17 protein-coding genes are annotated in these 17,842 nt (G+C 73.1%); 13 read left to right on the top strand and 4 right to left on the bottom strand.

Annotated features, from left to right (window positions below):
- A partial coding sequence (locus tag A5714_RS24310) for a glycosyltransferase (protein WP_156747484.1) occupies window positions 1-577 on the top strand: 577 nt, incomplete at its 5' end.
- Between the two features lie 9 nt (window positions 578-586).
- Here A5714_RS24310 and A5714_RS24315 read toward each other — a convergent pair.
- On the bottom strand, window positions 587-1,465 hold the full coding sequence (locus A5714_RS24315; RefSeq protein ID WP_068289760.1) for a glycosyltransferase family 2 protein: 879 nt from the start codon (window positions 1,463-1,465) through the stop codon (window positions 587-589).
- On the opposite strand from A5714_RS24315, the gene A5714_RS24320 reads away from it, so the two are divergent.
- The 10 genes from A5714_RS24320 (at window position 1,464) to A5714_RS24365 (ending at window position 13,561) form a co-directional block, all read left to right on the top strand.
- Window positions 1,464-2,549 (top strand): UDP-glucuronic acid decarboxylase family protein, encoded by a 1,086-nt coding sequence (locus tag A5714_RS24320; RefSeq protein ID WP_068289762.1) that lies wholly within the window; start codon window positions 1,464-1,466, stop codon window positions 2,547-2,549. The genes A5714_RS24315 and A5714_RS24320 overlap by 2 nt on opposite strands.
- 9 nt (window positions 2,550-2,558) lie before the next feature.
- Window positions 2,559-4,214: a carbamoyltransferase C-terminal domain-containing protein gene (locus tag A5714_RS24325; RefSeq protein WP_068289764.1), complete on the top strand. Its 1,656-nt coding sequence runs from the start codon at window positions 2,559-2,561 to the stop codon at window positions 4,212-4,214.
- Window positions 4,211-5,704 carry an HAD-IIIA family hydrolase gene (locus tag A5714_RS24330; RefSeq protein ID WP_068289767.1) on the top strand — a complete coding sequence of 498 codons (1,494 nt, stop codon included), beginning with the start codon at window positions 4,211-4,213 and terminating at the stop codon, window positions 5,702-5,704. The genes A5714_RS24325 and A5714_RS24330 overlap by 4 nt, the downstream gene beginning before the upstream one ends.
- On the top strand, window positions 5,695-6,738 hold the full coding sequence (locus A5714_RS26790) for a glycosyltransferase family 9 protein (protein ID WP_068289769.1): 1,044 nt from the start codon (window positions 5,695-5,697) through the stop codon (window positions 6,736-6,738). Before A5714_RS24330 ends, A5714_RS26790 begins: the two co-directional genes overlap by 10 nt.
- Complete coding sequence (locus A5714_RS26795) at window positions 6,735-7,304, top strand: SIS domain-containing protein (RefSeq protein ID WP_068289771.1); 570 nt, start codon at window positions 6,735-6,737, stop codon at window positions 7,302-7,304. Before A5714_RS26790 ends, A5714_RS26795 begins: the two co-directional genes overlap by 4 nt.
- Window positions 7,301-8,710, top strand: a complete 1,410-nt coding sequence (locus A5714_RS26800) for a PfkB family carbohydrate kinase (protein ID WP_068289774.1) — start codon at window positions 7,301-7,303, stop codon at window positions 8,708-8,710. The genes A5714_RS26795 and A5714_RS26800 overlap by 4 nt, the downstream gene beginning before the upstream one ends.
- Before the next feature lies 1 nt (window position 8,711).
- Window positions 8,712-9,410, top strand: coding sequence for an SDR family oxidoreductase (locus tag A5714_RS24350; RefSeq protein WP_068074885.1), 699 nt, complete (start codon window positions 8,712-8,714; stop codon window positions 9,408-9,410).
- Entirely contained in the window at window positions 9,380-10,372 is a 993-nt protein-coding gene (locus A5714_RS24355) for a glycosyltransferase family 9 protein (RefSeq protein ID WP_156747485.1), read from the top strand. The genes A5714_RS24350 and A5714_RS24355 overlap by 31 nt, the downstream gene beginning before the upstream one ends.
- On the top strand, window positions 10,369-11,673 hold the full coding sequence (locus tag A5714_RS24360; RefSeq protein WP_068289776.1) for a UDP-glucose/GDP-mannose dehydrogenase family protein: 1,305 nt from the start codon (window positions 10,369-10,371) through the stop codon (window positions 11,671-11,673). The genes A5714_RS24355 and A5714_RS24360 overlap by 4 nt, the downstream gene beginning before the upstream one ends.
- Before the next feature lie 94 nt (window positions 11,674-11,767).
- Window positions 11,768-13,561: a thiamine pyrophosphate-requiring protein gene (locus tag A5714_RS24365; RefSeq protein WP_068289779.1), complete on the top strand. Its 1,794-nt coding sequence runs from the start codon at window positions 11,768-11,770 to the stop codon at window positions 13,559-13,561.
- A gap of 4 nt (window positions 13,562-13,565) precedes the next feature.
- Here A5714_RS24365 and A5714_RS24370 read toward each other — a convergent pair whose 3' ends face one another.
- Both A5714_RS24370 and A5714_RS24375 read right to left on the bottom strand, forming a co-directional pair.
- Window positions 13,566-14,219 carry a UdgX family uracil-DNA binding protein gene (locus A5714_RS24370; protein WP_068289781.1) on the bottom strand — a complete coding sequence of 218 codons (654 nt, stop codon included), beginning with the start codon at window positions 14,217-14,219 and terminating at the stop codon, window positions 13,566-13,568.
- Between the two features lie 92 nt (window positions 14,220-14,311).
- Complete coding sequence (locus A5714_RS24375) at window positions 14,312-14,872, bottom strand: hemerythrin domain-containing protein (RefSeq protein WP_068074896.1); 561 nt, start codon at window positions 14,870-14,872, stop codon at window positions 14,312-14,314.
- A gap of 147 nt (window positions 14,873-15,019) precedes the next feature.
- Here A5714_RS24375 and A5714_RS24380 point away from each other — a divergent pair, with 147 nt between their 5' ends.
- On the top strand, window positions 15,020-16,021 hold the full coding sequence (locus A5714_RS24380; protein ID WP_068289783.1) for a sensor domain-containing protein: 1,002 nt from the start codon (window positions 15,020-15,022) through the stop codon (window positions 16,019-16,021).
- Window positions 16,022-16,064: 43 nt separating this feature from the next.
- The gene (locus tag A5714_RS24385) at window positions 16,065-17,036 is read left to right on the top strand and encodes an aldo/keto reductase (RefSeq protein ID WP_068289784.1); all 972 of its coding nucleotides are present in this window, start codon (window positions 16,065-16,067) and stop codon (window positions 17,034-17,036) included.
- A gap of 1 nt (window position 17,037) precedes the next feature.
- Here the strand turns inward: A5714_RS24385 and A5714_RS24390 are convergent, their stop codons facing one another.
- Window positions 17,038-17,817 (bottom strand): SDR family oxidoreductase, encoded by a 780-nt coding sequence (locus A5714_RS24390; protein ID WP_068289785.1) that lies wholly within the window; start codon window positions 17,815-17,817, stop codon window positions 17,038-17,040.
- Window positions 17,818-17,842: the final 25 nt, after the last annotated feature.

A 17,842-nucleotide genomic window follows, 5' to 3' on the forward strand; every position in this document is an offset into this window, starting at 1 on the left:
GGTCGGACGGCTGGTGCCGCGCAAGGGATTTGAAACTCTGATCTGCGCATTGCCGCGGGTACCCGACGCCGAGCTGGTGATCGTCGGCGGCCCGGCGCACGCGGCGCTGTCCGACGACGCGCAGGCCCAGCACTTGCAGCGCCTCGCCGGCCAGCTCGGCGTCGGCGACCGGGTGCGCTTGCTCGGCGCGGTCACCCGTGACGAGATGCCCGCGCTGCTGCGATCCGCCGACGTCGTCGCCTGCACTCCGTGGTACGAGCCGTTCGGCATCGTGCCCCTGGAGGCGATGGCCTGCGGGGTCCCCGTGGCGGCCACCGCGGTGGGCGGCATCCGGGACACCGTCGTCGACGACGTGACGGGACGACTGGTGCCGCCCAAGAACCCCGAGGCGCTCGGGGCCGCCCTCGCCGGGCTGCTCGCGGATCCGCAGCGGCGGCGCGCCTTTGGCGCCGCCGGCCGGGAACGGGCCCGCGCGCGCTACAGCTGGGATCGCGTGGCAGCCGACACCGAGCGCGTCTACGAGAAGGTGGCGCCGCTGCGTCGCGAGGTGAGCACTCCGAGCACTCGATCCGGGTGATTGTGTGGCTCAGGCATTTTCGAGCATGCGCACCGAGCGCTCCACCTCGTCGGGCAGCCGCCGGCGTTCGCGCAGCGCGGCGGGCAACGCCGCCGCCGCCTCCAACAGCGCCCTGCCGTACGCGGCGTCGCGAACGGCGGCCCGCGCCAGGGTCACCGTCGCGCGGGCGCAGCGATCGACGGGCCGGCGCAGGTACGCACTGAGCGCGTCGTTGCGCAGCACGCGGGCATGCTGCGCCCGGCTGGGCGAGCGGACCGTCGAGGGCTGGTGGTGGGCGACGAGCGCGTCGCAGAAGCACAGGTCCCAGCCGGCGGCCGCCAAATCCCAGGCGAGCAAGCCCTCTTCGCCGCGGAAGTGCAGGATCGGGCTGAAGCCGCCGACCGCCACGAACGCCGATTTACGCACCAGCGCCGCGCACGCCTGGAACCCCAGTACCGACGGCCCGGGCAACGCGGGATCGTGGCCGAGCGGGCTGTTGGCGAGGGCCGCGACGAACGGATCGACGCGGCCGCCCGGCCACATCACCGTGCGCGCGGCCAGGACGGCCACGGACGGATGCTTGTCGAACAGCTCCTCGGCCAACGCGACGGCCCCGGGTTCCCACCACGAATCGTCGTCGCAGAAAGCGACATACGGGGTGCCGGCCCGCGCCACCCCGATGTTGCGCGCCACCGCCCCCTCGTTGCGGTCCAGCGCCACGACCACCACCCGCCCGGCGGCGGCCGCGGCCACGCGTTGGGCCGCCGCGACGGAGTCGTCACGAGATGCGTTGTCCACCACGATAACCGGACTGTCGGTGGTATCGAGCAGCCGGCGCAGCACGCCGCAAAGCTCGTCGGAACGGTCACGGGTGGCGATGACGAAGGAGGTGCGGGACGTGGTCGCCATGACAGGTGCAGCTACCCCAAACCCGCGCGCTGAAACGACGTTTCACCCCCGAACTGGCGGGTACCGATTCCCGGTGCGAGCTCTGTCCCGTGTCCTGGTGGCCGGCGGCGCCGGCTTCCTGGGCGCCCATCTGTGCGAACGGCTGCTCGGCGAAGGCGTGGAAGTCGTGAGCGTGGACGACCTGTCCACCAGCCTGCCGGGAGCGATCGACCGCTTGGCGGGGCGCCCCGGCTTCCGGTTCGTGCGCCACGACATCTGCGACCCCACCGTGGTCGACAAGGTCGGCACCGCGTTCGACACCGTGTTCCACCTCGCCTCGCCGGCGTCGCCTGTCGACTACCAGCGGCGGCCCATCGAGACGCTGCGCGCCGGGTCGGCCGGTACGGCGACCGCGCTCGACATCGCCGAGAGTGCCGGCGCCCGCTTCGTCATGACCTCCACCAGCGAGGTCTACGGCGATCCCGAGATCCATCCCCAGGTCGAAACGTATTGGGGCAACGTCAATCCGGTGGGGCCGCGCAGCGTCTACGACGAGGCCAAGCGGTACGCGGAGGCATTGGCGTTCGCGTACCACCGGCTCGGGCGTGTCGACATCGGTGTCGCCCGCGTCTTCAACACCTACGGGCCGGGCATGCGCGCCGACGACGGCCGCATGGTCCCGACGTTCTGCCGCCAGGCGCTGCGCGGCGAGCCGCTCACCGTGGCCGGCACCGGGCTGCAGACCCGGTCGTTGTGCTTCGCCGACGACACCGTGGCCGGCCTGCTGGCGTTGGCGCGCAGCGATTTCAGCGGCCCGGTCAACATCGGCAACCCCACGGAGTTGACCGTGCTCGCGGCCGCCGAGATGATCCGCGACCTCGCCGGCAGCGCGTCCACCATCGAGTTCACCCCGCCGGCCGAGGACGACCCGCAGCGCCGCTGCCCCGACATCTCGCTGGCCCGCGAGCGGCTGGGCTGGGAGCCGCGCGTGGATTACCGCGATGGCTTGCGCACCACCCTGGCGTGGTTCCGCGGGGGGGCCGACGAACCGTATCAGGACCTGGTGTCGGGCCTGGTCTCCAACACCGATCAACCTGCGCCATAGGGGGTAAGGGTGCGAATACTGGGTGTCAATGCGGTGTTTCACGACTCCGCCGCCGCGCTGGTGGTGGACGGCCAGGTGGTGGCCGCGGCCGAGGAGGAACGGTTCTCGCGCCGCAAGCACGGCAAGCAGGCCGTCCCCTTCTCCACCTGGGAGCTGCCCGTCGCCGCCATCCGGTGGTGCCTCGACGAGGCCGGGCTGACCGCCACCGACATCGACGCCATCGGGTACTCCTACGACCCGGCCCTCATGCACGAGGAGCCGCTCGACCCGGCCGGGCTCGACCAGGACTGGGAGTACCTGCGCACCCTCTACGCCGAGCGGGCGCCGCGGTTCCTGCAGACGGCGCTCCCCGGGCTCAATCCCGCTGTGGTGCAGCATGTCCGGCATCACGTCGCCCACGCGGCCTCGACGTCGCTGGCGTCACCGCACCCCGACAGCGCGGTGTTGGTGGTCGACGGGCGCGGCGAACGCGCCTCCATGCTGGCCGGCGCGTACCGCGACCAGAAGCTCGACGTGCTGGCCACCCAGCAGTTGCCGCATTCGCTGGGGCTGCTCTACGAAAGCCTCACCGAGCACCTGGGATTCGTGCGCTCCAGCGACGAATACAAGGTGATGGCCATGGGTTCCTACGGCGAGCCGCGGTTCGCCGACGCCTTGCGCGAACGGGTGTACGCCTGCGGCGACGGCGGATTCCGCACCGAACCCATCGACTGGGAGGAGCTGGCGCCGCGCCGGCCCGCGCACACCGAAACGCTCGACCCGGTCCACGCCGACCTCGCGTGCAGCGTGCAGCGGGTGCTCGAGGACGTGCTGTTGGACTTGGTGGGCTGGTTGCGCGAGCGCACCGACGGCGACGCCCTGTGCCTGGCCGGCGGGGTCGCGCTGAATTGCGTGGCCAACACCCGCATCCACGCCGAGGGCGGCTTCGACCGCGTGTGGGTGCAGCCGGCCGCGGGTGACTCCGGGACGGCGCTGGGCGCGGCGCTGAGCCTGGCGGCCTCCTTCGGCGAGCCGATCGCCCCGATGCCCGGCGCGCGACTCGGCCGCGGCTGGTCCGACGACCAGATCCAGGCCACCCTCGACGACGCGGCGATCGTCTACGAGCGCCCGGCCGACCTGGCCGTCGCGGTCGGCGACGCGCTGGCCGACAACCAGCTGATCGGCTGGTTCCAGGGCCGGTCCGAGTTCGGGCCGCGGGCTCTCGGCGGCCGGTCGCTGCTGGCCGACCCGCGGCGCGCCGCCAACCTGGAGCGCCTCAACGCGGTCAAGGGCCGCGAGCAGTTCCGCCCCGTCGCGCCCATGGTGCTGGCCGAGCGCGCGGCCGAGATTTTCTCCCGCGGGCCGCTGCCCAGCCCCTACATGCTGTTCGTCCACGACGTCGCCCCGGCGTGGCGGGACCGCATCCCCGCGGTCACCCACGTCGACGGCACGGCCAGGATCCAGACCGTCGACGCGGCCGTCGACCCGCGGCTGCACGCGACGATCAGCCGGTTCGCCGACCGCACCGGGGTCCCGGTGGTGGTCAACACCAGCTTCAACACCGCCGGCCGGCCCATGGTCGATAGCCCGCATGACGCGCTCGAGGTGTTCGGCAGCTCACCCATCGACGTGTTGGCGATCGGCCCGTTCCTGGTCCGTCGGCGAGCCGCCGGGGGGCGCGGATGACACCCGAGTACGCCATCGTCGTGCCGACCGTCGGCCGGGAGTCGTTGCAGGCCCTGCTGACGGCGCTGGACCGCGGCTCCGGCGCCGCGCCCGCCGAGGTGGTCGTCGTCGACGACCGGCCGCGGCCCGCCCCCGACCTGGTGGTGCGCAGCGGCCTGCCGGTGCGGGTGCTGCGCAGCGGCGGGCGGGGACCGGCCGCCGCGCGCAATGTGGGCTGGCGCGCCACCGCCGCGCGCTGGGTGTGCTTCCTCGACGACGACGTGCTGCCCGACCCGCAGTGGGGCGCGGCGCTGACGCTGGACCTCAAGGCCGCCGACGCCGCCGACGCGGTCGGCTCCCAGGCGACGCTCGACGTGCCGACGCGGCCGTCGCGGCGTCCGACCGACGACGAGCGCCGCACGCTGCGGCTGTCGACGGCGCAGTGGATCACCGCGGACATGGCGTACCGGCGCGACGCCCTGGTCGCGGTCGGCGGTTTCGACGAACGGTTCCCGCGCGCCTACCGCGAGGACTCGGACCTGGCGGTCCGCATCGTCGCGGCCGGCGGCGCGATCCTGCGCGGCGAACGGCGCTCCACGCATCCCGTCGCGCCCGCGACGTGGTGGTCGAGCGTGCGCGCGCAGGTCGGCAACCGCGACAACGCCCTGCTGCGCCGCAAGTACGGGCGCGCCTGGCGCGACAAGATCGGCGAGGGCAAGGGGCGGCTGCCCGCCCATTCGGCCACCACACTGGCGGGCGCCGTGGCGCTGCTCGCCGCCGGGCTGCGCCGCACCGCGGTGGCCCGCGCCGCCGCCGGGCTGTGGCTGCTGTGCACCGCGGAGTTCACGGTGCGCCGCTGGCTCGACGGACCGCGCACCGCGGTCGAGGCGCTTCGCCTTGCGGTCACCAGCGCGCTGATCCCGCCGGTCGCCGTCGCGCACCGGCTGGTCGGCGAGTGGACGTTTCGCGGGGCGCGTCGCGACCCGCCGCTGGCGGTGCTGCTCGACCGCGACGACACCCTGATCGTCGACGGGCCCTACCTCAACGACCCCGACGGGGTCCGGCCCGTCCCCGGCGCCGGGCGCGCGCTGGCCCGGCTGCGCGGGCGCGGCCTGCTGCTCGGCGTCGTGACCAACCAGTCCGGCGTCGCGCGGGGCCTGATCAGCCCCGCCCAGCTCGCGGCCGTCAACGCCCGGGTGGACGAGGTGCTCGGCCCCTTCGGCGCGTGGCAGGTCTGCGTGCACGGCGAGGCGGACGGCTGCGAATGCCGCAAGCCGCGACCCGGCATGGTCCTGGCCGCCGCGGCCGCGCTCGGGGTGCCGCCGCAGCGGTGCGTGATGATCGGCGACACCGGCGGCGACGTGCAGGCCGCGCTGGCCGCGCACGCGCGGGCGGTGCTGGTGCCGACCAGCCGCACCCTGCCCGCCGAGGTCGAGCACGCGCGCGCCCACGCGCGGGTGGCCGAAACCCTCGACGAGGCCGTGTCCGTGGTGCTGCGGGAGTGCCGGTGAGCGCCGGCACCGCCGTCGTGGCCCGCCTCGACAGCGCGGGGGACGTGCTGATCACCGGCCCCGCGGTGCGCGCCGTCGCGGCGCATCACGAGCGGTTGACCATGCTCGTCGGACCGCGCGGCCGCGACGCCGCCGAGCTGCTGGTCGGGGTCGACGAGATCATCGAATGGCAGGCGCCCTGGGTGGATTTCGACTCCCCCGAGCTGACCGCCGCCCACGCCGACGCGCTCATCAAGCAGCTCCGCGACCTCGCGCCCGACCGGGTGTTCATCTTCACCTCCTTCCACCAGTCCCCGCTGCCGCTGGCGCTGCTGTGCCGCATGGCGGGGGTGCCGTGGGTGGGCGCGATCAGCGTCGACTACCCCGGCACGCTGCTGGACCTGCGGCACCAGGTGCCCGACGGCATTCCCGAGCCGCAGCGGGCCCTGTCCCTGGCCCGGGCCGCCGGATGCCCGCTCCCCGCGCGCGACGACGGGGGCTTGAGGATCCGCGACCTCGCGCCGCTGCCCGAACGGCTGGTGCGGACGATCGGGCCGCAGCCGTTCGTGGTCTTCCACCCCGGCGCGGCCGTCCCGGCCCGGCGCCCCAGCGAGCAGCGCAGCGCGGCCATGGTGGGGGCGCTCGCGGCCGCGGGTTATCGGGTCGTGGTGACCGGCGGCCCCGACGAGGCGCCGCTGACCGCGGCGGTGGCGGCCAACCACAGCGCCGACCGGGTCGTCGACCTCGGCGGCCAGACCAGCTTCGCCGAGCTGGCGGCCGTGTTCGGCGCGGCCCGCGTCATCGTGGTCCCGAACACCGGGCCGGCGCACCTGGCCGCCGCGGTGGGCGCGCCCGTCGTCTCCTTGTTCGCGCCGGTGGTGCCGCTGAACCAGTGGCGCCCGTACGGCCGCCGGGTGACCGTCCTGGGCGATCAGCACGCGGCGTGCCGCGACTCCCGCGCCCGCGTCTGCCCGGTCGCCGGTCACCCCTGCCTCGACCACATCACCGACGCGGAGCTGGTGGCCGCCGTTCGGCGGGAAGGAGGACAACCATGATCGAGTCACACTTCGCCGCGCTGCGCGACGCGGTCGACCGCACCAGCGGCGAGGCCCCGCGGCTGCGCGCGTGGGGTCGCCTGTTGGCCGGGGTGCTGACCGGGGGCGGCCGGCTCCTGGCGTGCGGCAACGGCGGCAGCGCCGCCGAGGCCCAGCACCTCACCGCCGAACTCGTCGGCCGCTTCCGCGAGGAACGAATCCCGATGTCCGCCATCGCCTTACACGCCGACACCTCGGCGTTGACCGCGATCGCCAACGACTACGGCGACGACGAGATGTTCGCCCGCGGCGTGCGCGCGCACGGCCGCGCCGGGGACGTGCTGGTGGCGCTGTCCACCAGCGGCGCCAGCCGCAACGTGATCGGCGCGGTCAAGGCCGCGCACGAGGTGGGCATGGTGACGTGGGCGCTCACCGGCCGGGCCCCCAACGAGTTGGAGGGCATCTGCCACGACGCGATCTGCGTCGACGCCGCCAGCACGGCCACCGTGCAGGAGATCCACCTGATGCTGCTGCACGGGCTGTGCCTGGCCCTCGACGACGTGATTCTGCGACGGAGCGCCTCATGACCACACCGCTTGTCATCGTTGGTGATTCGATACTCGACGTCGACATCCTGGGCTCGTCGACCCGGCTGAGTCCGGAGGCGCCGGTGCCGGTGGTCGACGCCGAACGGCTCGTGCAGCGGCCCGGCGCCGCCGGGCTGGCGGCCCTGCTGGCCGCGCGCACCGAGCCCGAGGTGGTGCTGGTGACGGGCATCGCCGACGACGACGCCGGGTCCCAGCTGTACGACCTGCTGACCGCGGCGGGCGTGCGGGTGCTGGCCCTGCCGATGACGGGAACGACGGTGACCAAGACCAGGATTCGCGCGCGTGGCCAGTCCATGCTGCGCGTCGACCGCGGCGACGGCGCACCGCAGGACCGGCCCCTGCCCGCCGCGGCGGCCGACGCTGTGGCCACGGCCCGCGCCATCTGCGTCGCCGACTACGGCGCCGGCGTCACCGCGCTACCGGCACTGCGGGCGGCGTTGACGCAGTCGGCCGGGCGCATCCCCGTGGTGTGGGACCCGCATCCGCGCGGCACACCCCCGGTGCCCGGCTGCGCGCTGGTGACGCCCAATCACGAAGAGGCGCAACACTTCTGCGGCAATTCCGGCGACGGCGGCGAGGCGCTGCTGCATCGGTGGGAGGCCAGCGCGGTCTGCATCACCCGCGGCGCGGCCGGCGCGCGGGTCTACCAGGCCGGCGCGAGCGTGCAGCAGGTCGGCATCCCGGCCGGGATCACCGGCGGCGCCGCCGACGTCTGCGGCGCGGGTGACCGCTTCGCCGTCGCCGCCGCGGTCGCGTTGGGTGCCGGCGCAAACCCGGTCGCGGCCGTGCGCGCCGCGGTCGCCGACGCGGCCCGCTTCGTCGCCGCGGGCGGCGCCGCCGCGGTCTCAACTCCGGTGCCGGTGCGCGGTTCGGAGATCGTCGCGGCCGAGCCGCATCTCGAGGACATCACCGCGCAGGACGCCGCCGCGCTCGTGGCGCGACTGCGCCGCGGTGGCCGCACGGTGGTGGCCACGGGCGGCTGCTTCGACCTGTTGCACACCGGCCACATCCGGTTGCTCCGCCAGGCCCGCGAGCTGGGTGACGCGCTGATCGTGCTGGTGAATTCCGACGCTTCGGTGCGCGCCCTCAAGGGCGCGGGCCGCCCCGTCATGCGCGACGTGGACCGCGCCCGCGTCCTCGCCGCGCTGGCCTGCGTCGACGCCGTCACCATCTTCGACGGCCCCACCCCGGAAGCGACGCTGGAAACACTGCGACCCGACATCTGGGTCAAGGGCGGCGATTACGTGGCCGCCGAATTGCCCGAGTCCGACGTGGTGCACCGCCATGGCGGTGCGGTGGTCATCCTGCCCACGGTGGCCGGTTATTCGTCTTCCCGCTTGATCGCCGCGGCGAGTTCGCGGCAATCCTCTAGTGAAAGGTCTTGACATGACGACACTCGACGGCGTGCTCATCTCCGGCGGTTCCTCCGGCCTGGGCGCCAGCACCGCGGCGGCGGTGCTGGCCCGCGGGGGCGTGCCGCTGGTGATCGACAAGAACCCGCCCGCCGCGTCGCTCGGCGACGTGCCTTATGCCGCTTGCGATTTGGCGGACACCAGCGCGGTCGCCGCCGCCGTCGACACGCTGGCGGAGCAGGTCAACGGGCGGATCACCGGCGTGTTCACCGCGGCGGGCATCGACTCCTGCGGCACGCTGGAGCAGGTCCCGGCCAAGGAGTGGGAGCAGGTGATCGCCGTCAACCTGGTCGGGACCGCCGCGGTCATCCGCGCCGCCCTGCCGTACGTGCGCAGCACCGGCGGGCGCATCGTCACCGTCGCCTCCACCCTGGGCATCAAGGCGGTCAGCGACGCCACCGCGTACTGCGCCTCGAAGTTCGGGGTGGTCGGTTTCACCCGGGCGTTGGCCGCCGAACTGGCCGGCCAGGTCGGGGTGACGCTGCTCATTCCCGGCGGCATGCACACCCCGTTCTTCGACGGGCGCACCGAGCAGTACAAGCCGCCCGCCGACGCCAAGCTCAACAAGCCCGAGGACGTCGCAGAGGCCGTCCTGTTCGCCCTGTCGCAGCCGGCCGGCTGCGAGGTGCGCGAGATGGTGGTGTGCGCCTCGACGGAATCGTCGTGGCCTTAAACCAGCCGGGGACCCTGCAGGTCGGCCCGCGCGACACCATCGTGGTGCTGCGGGCCCTCGGGCTCGGCGACCTGTTGACCGCGGTGCCCGCCCTGCGGGGCCTGCGGCGCCACTACCCGCAGGCCCGCCTCATGCTCGCCGCGCCGGGCCGCTACCGCGAGCTGGCGCTGCTCACCGACGCCATCGACGAGCTGATTCCCACCGACTGCCTGGGCGACGTGCAACCGCTGTCCGGGCCGCCCGCCCTGGCGGTCAACCTGCACGGCTGCGGGCCGCAGAGCATCGATCACCTGCTGGCTTGGGAACCGCAGCAACTGCTCACCCATGGCCACGACCGGCACCCGACGCTCACCGGACCGCCCTGGCGACCCGAGCTGCACGAGTTGCAACGCTGGTGCGCGCTGCTCGAATGGGCCGGCATTCCTTGCGATAGCGCCGACGTGCTGGTGCAGCGGCCTCCGCAGATCCCCTATGACCAGACCGGGGCGGTGGTCGTCCATCCCGGTGCGTCGGCCCCCGCCCGGCAGTGGCCGCCGGAGCGCTTCGCGCGGGTGGCGGCGGCCCTGGCCGACGCGGGCTACGACATCGTCCTCACCGGGTCGGCCGGCGAGTTCAACCTTGCCCACGAGGTCGCCCACGCCGCGGGGCTGCCGCGCACCGCGGTGGTCGCCGGCCTGCTGGATCTGCCCGCGCTGACGGCGCTGGTCGGCGACAGCCGGCTCGTCGTCTGCGGTGACACCGGCCTGGCCCATCTGGCCGCGGCGACCGGCACACCGTCGGTCGTGCTGTTCGGCCCCACACCGCCCGACCGGTGGGGGCCGCGAGGCCCGGCCCCGCACGTGCCCTTGTGGACGGGCGGCGTCGGGAACCCGCACGCCGACGTGCCGCACGAGGGGCTGCTGCAGATCACCGTCGACAGCGTGCTGACGGCCTGCCGTCAGGTCATCGGGGCGCCGGCATGAGCGCCACACCGCGGGTGGGCGTGGTGGGGGTCGGCTACGTGGGCCTGACCACCGCCGTCTGTATCGCGGCACGGGGACTGCACACAGTGGCGGTCGACATCGACGCCACGCGGGTGCGCACGCTGGCGTCGGGCACCCCGACCATCGACGAGCCCGAGCTGCCCGCGCTGCTGCGCGACGGCTTGGCGCGCGGCGCGTTGACGTTCAGCACCGACTTCGCCGACCTCGCCGACCGCGACGTGGTTTTCGTGTGCGTGTCGACCCCCAGCGCCGAGGACGGCCAGGCCGACCTCCGCGCCGTGCACTCGGTGATCGACGGGCTCGCCCGGGTCCTGCGGCCGGGCGCGGTGGTGGCCCTGAAGTCCACCGTGCCGGTCGGCACCACGTCGGCCGTCGGGAAACGACTCTGCGACAACGGGATTCGGGCGGTCTCCGCCCCGGAGTTCCTGCGGGAGGGCCGGGCCGTGCATGATTTCCGGCACCCGGACCGGCTGGTCATCGGCACCCACGACGAGGCCGCGGCCCACCAGGTCCACCGGGCCTACGGGCCGGGCGCGCAACCGGTGCTACGGATGAGCCCGGAGAGCGCCGAGCTGGCCAAGTACGCGAGCAACGCGTTCCTGGCGGTCAAGCTGTCGTACACGAATTCGCTTGCCGCGCTGTGTGCGCGGGTGGGCGCCGACATCGAGGACGTCACAGGATGCATGGGCGCCGATCAGCGCATCGGCGGCGAGTTCCTGCGGCCGGGTCCCGGCTGGGGCGGCTCTTGCCTGCCGAAGGACACCGCCGCCCTGATGCACATCGCCCGGCGCAACGGGGTGGCGTTCGCCGAAGTCGACGCGGCGCGACACACGAATGCCCTACAGCCGCAACGCATCGTCGACGCCTTGCAGTCGGCGCTGGACCGCCCGCTGCGGGGTTGCCGCATCAGCGCGTTGGGACTCACCTTCAAGGCGCAGACCAGCGACACCCGCGACTCCCCCGCGTTGGCGGCGTGCGGCGAACTCGCCGCCGCCGGGGCCCAGGTGATGGGGTACGACCCCCAGCTGCCGGGCATCGACCCCGCCGTCCTGCTGGACGCGCGGGTGACCGCCGCCGACGATCCCTATCGCGCCGCCAAGGCCGCCGACGCGATCGTCGTGCTGACCGAGTGGCCGCAATTCCGGGACCTCGACTGGCACGCCGTGGCGCGCGACGCGCCGCGGGCCGTCGTGCTGGACTGCCGCAACCTGCTCGAACCGGGCGCCGTGCGCGACGCCGGCCTGACCTATCTGGGCAACGGCGTGCCGGGCGGCTTCTGACGATCGCTCGACGGGGCGTAGCCGCGACCTATTCGGGTATGCCAGCCCGTGACGGGCCGCGATGGGTGAATCCAATTGCCGAGGAGGGCAATCAGTGTCCAAACAACAGGTCGCCGACTTCCTGCTGGAACGCCTGCGGGCATGGGGCGTCGAGCACGTGTTCGGGTACCCCGGAGACGGCATCAACGGGTTGCTCGGCGCGTGGGGTCGCTCGGACAACAACCCGAAATTTATCCAGGCGCGTCACGAGGAGATGAGCGCCTTCCAGGCGGTCGGGTATGCGAAGTTCACCGGGCGCGTCGGGGTGTGCACGGCCACCTCGGGGCCGGGCGCCATCCACCTGCTCAACGGCCTCTACGACGCGAAACTCGACCACGTTCCGGTGGTGGCCATCGTCGGCCAGACCGAGCGCACCGCGATGGGCGGCAGCTACCAGCAGGAGGTGGACCTGCTCAGCCTCTTCAAGGACGTGGCCAGCGATTACGTCCAGATGGTCACGGTCCCCGAGCAGCTGCCCAACGTGTTGGACCGGGCGATCCGGGTGGCCTTGACGCAGCGCGCCCCGACGGCGTTGATCATTCCCGGCGACGTGCAGGAGCTGCCGTATTCACCGCCGAGCCACGCCTTCAAGATGGTGCCCTCCAGCTTGGGCGTCGAGTGGCCGGCCGTCGCCCCCGACGACGCGGCCATCACCCGGGCGGCCGACATCCTGAACGCGGGCGACAAGGTCGCGATCCTGGTGGGTGCCGGCGCGCGGGGCGCCGCCGAGGAGCTGGCCGAGGTCGCCGACCTGCTGGGCGCGGGGGCCGCCAAGGCCTTGCTGGGCAAGGACGTGTTGTCCGACGAATTGCCCTGGGTCACCGGCTCGATCGGGTTGCTCGGCACCCGCCCCAGCTACGAGCTGATGCGCGACTGCGACACGCTGCTCACGGTGGGTTCGAGCTTTCCCTATTCGCAGTTCCTTCCCGAGTACGGGCAGTGCCGCGCGGTGCAGATCGACGTCGACGGCCGCTTCATCGGGATGCGCTACCCGTACGAGCTCAACGTGGTGGCCGACGCGAAATCGGCGCTGCGCGCGTTGATCCCGCTGCTGCGCCGCAAGGCGGACCGGTCCTGGCGTGCGGGCATCGAAAAGAACGTGGCCCGCTGGTGGGAGACCATGGAGAAGGAGGCCATGGTCTCGGCGGACCCGATCAACCCGCTGCGGCTGTTCTCCGAGCTCTCCCCGCAGCTGCCCGACGACGCCATCGTCACCGCGGACTCCGGCTCGGCGGCCAACTGGTACGCGCGAAACCTGAAGTTCCGCGGCAACATTCGCGGATCGCTGTCGGGCACCCTGGCCACCATGGGACCCGCCGTGCCCTACGGTATCGGCGCCAAGTTCGGCCTGCCGGACCGCCCCGTCATCGCACTGACCGGCGACGGCGCCATGCAGATGAACGGCATGGCCGAGCTCATTACGATCAGGCGGTACTGGCAGGAGTGGGCGGATCCGCGGCTGGTCATCGCGATCCTGCACAACAACGACCTGAACCAGGTCACCTGGGAGATGCGCGCCATGGGTGGGTCACCGAAATTCACCGAGTCGCAAGCGCTTCCCGACGTCGACTTCGCCGCCTTCGCCGCCGGCCTGGGCCTGCGCGCGATGGCGATCCGGGACCCCGACGAGCTGGCGGGGGCGTGGCGGGCCGCCTTGTCCGCCGATCGGCCCACGGTGCTCGACGTCTACACCGACCCGAACATGCCGCCCATCCCGCCGCACGCCACGTGGGAGCAGTTCAAGTCCGCGACGGCCGCGGTGCTCTCCGGTGACGAGGACCGCGTCGGCTTCGTCAAGGTCGGCTTGAAGACCAAGGCGCAAGAGTTTCTGCCACACCGCAAGTCGTAATCCCTCAGGACAGCGCCGCGGCCGCGCCGCGCAGGTCCTCGACGAACGACCGATGGACCTCGTCGTGGCGCTCGCTGCGGTCGCGCAGCACCGCCGAGGGATGCACCGTCGCCACCACCGTCGGGTCCGGCGACAGCCGCACGTCTGCGGTCGGCGGCAGCCGCAGTTGCAGGCCGCGCTGGGTCGACACCCGAAAATCGGTGCCCAGCAACGATTGTGCGGCCGTTGCACCCAGGCACACGATGACGTGTGGCCGCACCGCCTCGATCTCGGCCAGCAGCCAGGGCCGGCACGCGACCACCTCGGTGCGGCCGGGCTTCTGGTGGATGCGCCGTTGGCCGCCCTTGCGGGTGAACTTGAAGTGCTTGACCGCGTTGGTCTGATAGGTCGACGCCGGGTCGATCCCGGCGTCGGCGAGGGCCCGGCCAAGGAGCCGCCCCGCGGGCCCGACGAAGGGTTCGCCGGCGCGATCCTCCTGGTCGCCCGGTTGCTCGCCCACCAGCATCAGCGGTGACCCGCCCGGGCCGTGCCCGAACACCGTCTGGGTCGCGTCCGCGAACAGTCCGCAACCCTGGCAGGTTGCGGCGGCCGCGCGCAGTGCGTCCAGCCCGTGGTCTTCGGGCAGGTAACGACCGGCGCCGGGGTTGCTTTTTGTCATGAGCGTCGTTGCGCACCAATGCTTTCCGGTGTCAGTCCGCTGGGGAGGCGCCCCCGCTCCCCCGGATGCGAGGGCGCCCGCCCGCGGCCGCGTCAGCCCTTGCCGACGATCGCGTCGCGCGCCCGGTCGAGCATCGCGGCGAAGGGGCCCGCGGCCAAGTTGGCCACCTGGGATTCCACCCCGGCGTGCGGCCGGGTGGGGGCGACGGCCTCGGCGAGCTTGGCGGCGCGGCCCAGGCGCTCCAGCTCTTCGGCGCTCAATTCCTCGCCGAGACGGGCGAATTCCTCGCGTTCCTCGTGCTCGGCGTGGGCCAGCACGGCGTCGCGCAGCGCCGTCAGGCCGCGGGTGAATTCCTCGCTGTCGACGTCGAGCTTCTCCAGCTTCTGCAGCAGGGCCTTCGCCTCGTGCTCCTCGTGAAGCCGCTCGCCGACGACGGCGGCGCCGTCGGCGATTTTCCGCTTGGCCCGCGGGTGCACGACCTCCTCTTCGGCCGTCTCGTGCACGGCGAGCAACCGGCGGAGCTCGATAAACGCCTGCTCCCTGGCCGATCCCGACGCCGAGAGCGTCTGGGCGAACAGCGACTTGATCTGCTGATGCTGACTGACGAGAAAGTCGACCACATCGGTGGGCGACTGGATGGCGGTCTGGGCCATGATGTCCTTCCCAGTTGTCCTTGGCGCGCGGGCTGCGTGCGCGCTTCGTAGCGGCTACCCGACGCCGGTGGGCACCAAACGGCGCCCCCGCCCGCCCGCTCGGTGGGCTACATTGCGGACAGGTTCCGCGGCAAAGGAGGCGCTGGCGTGACCAACCCGCACGACGAGTACTGGCAGGGCCCGCTCAGTTACGACCCGCTCGGCCGGGTTCCGCCCGCACCCGAGCTGGGGTCACCCGCGTTGCCGCCGCCACCCCCACCCGCGCCGAGCGCCCAGCCGGTGAACATCCTGGCGACGCTGTCGGTGGTCTTCGCGTTCGTGTTCGCCCCGGTCGGGGCGATACTCGGTCACCAAGGGTTGGCCCAGATCCGCGGCACCGGCGAAGCCGGCCGCGAACGCGCCCTGGCGGGGCTGGCGCTGTCGTATCTGTTCACCGCCGTCGGGGTGCTCGCGCTGATCACCTGGGCCACCCTGGGCGCGGCCCCCACCAGAACGGCGGCGGCGGCCCCGCCCCCGGCGCCGGGCTCCGCCGCGCCCCCGCCACCGGCGGTCGCGCCAGACGCCGTCGGGACGCTGCTGCCGACGCCGGACGCGCTGAAGAATCTGGTCAACGACGACAACCTGGAGGCCGGGCCCACCTGGAACAAACCGGGCCGCTCCGCGCAGGACGGCAGCATCGACCGGCCGGAATGCTGGTCCAGCGTCGCCGCCGGCGCCCCGGACGCCTACGACGGCGGCGCCGTCGCCGGATACCACGCGGCGGAGTTCGTCGACACCCGCAGCATGCTGAAGTCGACGCACGTCATCGCCGGGGTGGCGGCGTTCGGCGATCCCGCGTCGGCTCAGGCGCAGCTGTCGCGGCTGCTGGCGGGCTGGCGGCAATGCGGCGGCACGACCGTGACCGTGACGACGCCCTCGGGGCAGCCGATACCCATGTCCGTGGGCGAGCCCTCGGATGCCGGCGGCGGGGTGACGACACTGGACCTGACCCCCAAAGATCGGCAGGTGCGGGTGGCCCGGGCCGTGGCGGCCAAGGCCAATGTCGTGGTCGACGTCAACGTCTCGGCGAGCGGCACGACCGACGGCCAGGCGCCGCGGCTGGCCGCGGCCGGCGTCGCCAAGTACGTCCTCGCCAAGATCCCGGGCTGAGCGGCGCGGGCGGGCGTCGGACGGCTCGCCTAGGGTGGGCCTCATGAAGTTTCTCGACGTCGAGGGGGTCGGCCGGGTCAGCCGGATCGGCCTGGGCACCTGGCAATTCGGCTCACGCGAGTGGGGTTACGGCGACAGCTACGCGTCGGGGGCGGCGCGTGACATCGTGCGGCGCGCCCGCGCCTTGGGCGTGACGTTGTTCGACACCGCCGAGGTGTACGGGCTCGGCAAGAGCGAGCGGATCCTGGGCGATGCGCTGGGCGACGAACGCGCCGAGGTCGCGGTGGCCAGCAAGATCATGCCGGTGGCCCCGTTCCCCGCGATCGTCAAGCAGCGCGAGCGCGCCAGCGCGCAGCGGTTGGGGCTGGACCGCATCCCGCTGTATCAGGTGCACCAGCCCAACCCGGTGGTGCCCGACTCGGTGATCATGCCGGGCATGCGCGAGCTGCTGGACAGCGGCAAGATCGGCGCCGCCGGCGTCTCGAACTATTCGCTGGAGCGGTGGAAGAAAGCCGACGCCGCGCTGGGGCGGCCGGTGATCAGCAACCAGGTGCACTTCTCCCTCGCCCACGCCGGCGCGCTGGAGGACCTGGTGCCCTTCGCCGAGCGCCAGAACCGCATCGTCATCGCCTACAGCCCGCTGGCCCAGGGTTTGTTGGGCGGCAAGTACGGTCTGGACAACCGGCCCGGGGGCGTGCGGGCCATCAACCCGCTGTTCGGCACGGAGAATCTGCGCCGGGTTGAGCCGCTGCTGCAGACGCTGCGCGACGTCGCCGCGCAGGTGGACGCCAAGCCAGCGCAGGTGGCGCTGGCGTGGCTGATCAGCCTGCCGGGCGTCGTCGCCATCCCCGGCGCGTCCACCGTGGAGCAGCTCGAGTTCAACGTCGCGGCCGCCGACATCGAGCTGCCGGCGGCCTCCGTCGACGCGCTCACCGAGGCGGCGCGGGCGTTCCGGCCCACGTCGGCCCGGCGATTCCTGACCGACCTGGTCCGCGAGAAACTGGGCCGCGGCTGAGCTAGGACTGCGCCGAGTCGGCGAACGCCGCGGCGCTGGCGGGTGCCCCCCTGGCCACCACCACGGGCATCGACGTCGACGCGTTGGTGCCCAGGATCGTGTGCACCACCTCGACCAGGTCCTCGACCGGCATCAGCTTGCCGGGCATGCACCCGCGCGACGCCCACAACGGGACCGCCTTCATGGCCAGGTCCATGTCCCAGTCGACGTTCATGCCGGTCTGCCCGTCGCCCTCGCCGCCCGCGCACTCCCCGACGATCAGGCAGGTGAAGCCGATCTCGGGGTGTTCGGCGCGCCAGGCGTCGACCAGTCGCTCGAGCGCGGCCTTGCTCACGCCGTAGGCGCCCAGGCCGGGCCACGGCGGCCCGAACGTGCCCGCGTCCGAGGACAGGTAGACCGCCTTGCCCCCCGCCGCCGTCAAATGGGGCACCGCCGCCGCGGTGACCAGGGCCGCGCCGATGACGTTGGTGTCGAAGATGCGCCGCCAGGTCGCGGCGTCGGTGTCGACCATGCGGACCAGCGGCCCGACCGCGGGCGTGTAGATGATGTTGTCGATGCCGCCCAGCGCGTCGGCGGCGGCGTCGATCGCGGCCCGGCACGACGCCTCGTCGGTGACGTCGCAGGCGATCGCAGTGGCGCCCCGCCCCGCCTCGGTGGCCGCGGCGTCGATGCGCTCGCGCCGCCGGGCCAGCAGCGCCACCTGATGGCCGCGCTGCGCGAGCCCCACACCGATGCAGCGACCGAGCCCGCTCGACGCGCCGACCACGACTGTCCGTGACATATTCGCCCCTTCTTGTAACGCCGAC

It is taken from the genome of Mycobacterium sp. E2462 (assembly GCF_001672685.1).
Lineage (GTDB): Bacteria > Actinomycetota > Actinomycetes > Mycobacteriales > Mycobacteriaceae > Mycobacterium.